The sequence below is a fragment of the Paucilactobacillus kaifaensis genome, assembly GCF_005405145.1.
Taxonomy (GTDB): domain Bacteria; phylum Bacillota; class Bacilli; order Lactobacillales; family Lactobacillaceae; genus Paucilactobacillus; species Paucilactobacillus kaifaensis.
Genome location: NZ_BJDM01000033.1, coordinates 1 through 3,139 on the forward strand (window position 1 = coordinate 1; position 3,139 = coordinate 3,139).

At 49.3% G+C, this 3,139-nt stretch carries 1 rRNA gene; it reads left to right on the forward strand.

Features of this window, described 5'->3' with window-relative positions:
* The first annotated feature begins 149 nt into the window (after positions 1–149).
* A 23S ribosomal RNA gene (locus FFM51_RS08610) occupies positions 150–3,074 on the forward strand.
* Positions 3,075–3,139: the final 65 nt, after the last annotated feature.

Sequence of the window (3,139 nt, forward strand, 5' to 3'; positions counted from 1 at the left end):
AACTTGTACTTTGAAAACTAAATAATATCGAAATATTTTTTTACAAAACAACCGAGAACACCGCGTTATTTGAGTTTTTTAATTAAGTTTTTATCGCATATACTCAATTAACCAGATGAGATAGAGCACGAAGTGCTTTAGATTATCGAGGTTAAGTTATAAAGGGCGCATGGTGAATGCCTTGGTACTAGGAGCCGATGAAGGACGGGACTAACACCGATATGCTTCGGGGAGTGGTAAGTACACTTTGATCCGGAGATTTCCGAATGGGGCAACCCAGCCAACTTAGTCGTTGGTTACTGCTTAGCGAATACATAACTAAGTAGAGGTAGACGCAGTGAACTGAAACATCTAAGTAGCTGTAGGAATAGAAAGAAAAATCGATTCCCTGAGTAGCGGCGAGCGAAACGGGAAGAGCCCAAACCAGAAAGCTTGCTTTCTGGGGTTGTAGGACTGAACATTTGAGTTACCAAAGTGCAACGTAGTTGAAGCAGTTGGGAAGCTGCACCAGAGCGGGTGATAGTCCCGTAAACGAAACGTTACACTCTCAGTTCAGGATCCTGAGTACGGCGGAACACGTGAAATTCCGTCGGAATCCGGGAGGACCATCTCCCAAGGCTAAATACTCCCTAGTGACCGATAGTGAACCAGTACCGTGAGGGAAAGGTGAAAAGCACCCCGGAAGGGGAGTGAAATAGTTCCTGAAACCATGTGCCTACAATTAGTTGGAGCCCGTTAAGGGGTGACAGCGTGCCTTTTGTAGAATGAACCGGCGAGTTACGATTGCGTGCAAGGTTAAGACGAAAAAGTTGGAGCCGTAGCGAAAGCAAGTCTGAAATGGGCGTACGAAGTACGTAGTTGTAGACCCGAAACCAGGTGACCTACCCATGTCCAGGTTGAAGGTGCGGTAAAACGCGCTGGAGGACCGAACCCGTGTCAGTTGAAAATGGCTGGGATGAGGTGTGGGTAGCGGTGAAATTCCAAACGAACTTGGAGATAGCTGGTTCTCTCCGAAATAGCTTTAGGGCTAGCCTCGGAAAAAGAATCGTGGAGGTAGAGCACTGTTTGGACTAGGGGCCCGTCATGGGTTACTGAATTCAGATAAACTCCGAATGCCACAGATTTATGTCCGGGAGTCAGACGGTGAGTGATAAGATCCATCGTCGAAAGGGGAACAGCCCAGATCACCAATTAAGGTCCCTAAATATATGCTAAGTGGAAAAGGATGTGGAGTTGCATAGACAACTAGGATGTTGGCTCAGAAGCAGCCACCATTTAAAGAGTGCGTAATAGCTCACTAGTCGAGTGATCCTGCGCCGAAAATGTACCGGGGCTAAGCATATTACCGAAATTGTGGATGCATCCGTAAGGATGCGTGATAGGAGAGCGTTCTAAGGGCAATGAAGTCAGACCGTGAGGACTGGTGGAGCGCTTAGAAGTGAGAATGCCGGTATGAGTAGCGAAAGACAGGTGAGAATCCTGTCCACCGAATGACTAAGGTTTCCTGGGGAAGGCTCGTCCTCCCAGGGTAAGTCGGGACCTAAGCTGAGGCCGAAAGGCGTAGGCGATGGATAACAGGTTGATATTCCTGTACCAGTTAACTGTGTTTGAGCAATGGAGGGACGCAGGAGGCTAAGCAAACCAGATCATTGGATGAATCTGGCCAAGCAACAAGTCTTGATAAGAGTTAAATGCTTTTATCAATACGGACAAGTTGTGATGGGGAGCGAAATTTATAGTAGCGAAGTTGCCGATGTCACACTGCCGAGAAAAGCTTCTAGTGAATAGTTAACTGCCCGTACCGCAAACCGACACAGGTAGTCGAGGAGAGAATCCTAAGGTGAGCGAGAGAACTCTCGTTAAGGAACTCGGCAAAATGACCCCGTAACTTCGGGAGAAGGGGTGCTGCACTAACGTGCAGCCGCAGTGAATAGGCCCAAGCGACTGTTTATCAAAAACACAGGTTTCTGCAAAATCGAAAGATGAAGTATAGGGGCTGACGCCTGCCCGGTGCTGGAAGGTTAAAAGGATGGGTTAGCTTCGGCGAAGCTCAGAATTGAAGCCCCAGTAAACGGCGGCCGTAACTATAACGGTCCTAAGGTAGCGAAATTCCTTGTCGGGTAAGTTCCGACCCGCACGAAAGGCGTAACGATTTGGGCACTGTCTCAACGAGAGACTCGGTGAAATTGAAGTACCTGTGAAGATGCAGGTTACCCGCGACAGGACGGAAAGACCCCATGGAGCTTTACTGTAGCTTGATATTGAGTGTTTGTACAGCTTGTACAGGATAGGTAGGAGCCGTAGAAACCGGAACGCTAGTTTCGGTGGAGGCGTTGGTGGGATACTACCCTCGCTGTATGACCACTCTAACCCGCACCACTAAACGTGGTGGGAGACAGTGTCAGGTAGGCAGTTTGACTGGGGCGGTCGCCTCCTAAAAAGTAACGGAGGCGCCCAAAGGTTCCCTCAGAATGGTTGGAAATCATTCGCAGAGTGTAAAGGCACAAGGGAGCTTGACTGCGAGACAGACAGGTCGAGCAGGGACGAAAGTCGGGCTTAGTGATCCGGTGGTACCGTATGGAAGGGCCATCGCTCAACGGATAAAAGCTACCCTGGGGATAACAGGCTTATCTCCCCCAAGAGTCCACATCGACGGGGAGGTTTGGCACCTCGATGTCGGCTCATCGCATCCTGGGGCTGTAGTCGGTCCCAAGGGTTGGGCTGTTCGCCCATTAAAGCGGTACGCGAGCTGGGTTCAGAACGTCGTGAGACAGTTCGGTCCCTATCCGTCGCGGGCGCAGGAAATTTGAGAGGAGCTGTCCTTAGTACGAGAGGACCGGGATGGACATACCGCTGGTGTACCAGTTGTTCCGCCAGGAGCATAGCTGGGTAGCTACGTATGGATGAGATAAACGCTGAAAGCATCTAAGTGTGAAACTCGCCTCAAGATGAGATTTCCCATCTTCCTTCGGGAAGAGTAAGACCCCTCAGAGATGATGAGGTAGATAGGTTGGAAGTGGAAGTGCAGTGATGCATGGAGCGGACCAATACTAATCGGTCGAGGACTTAACCACAAAGTGGTGTAACGGTTGGATGTAGAAAATTCGATATTATTTAGTTTTGAGAGCGCAAGTTCTCA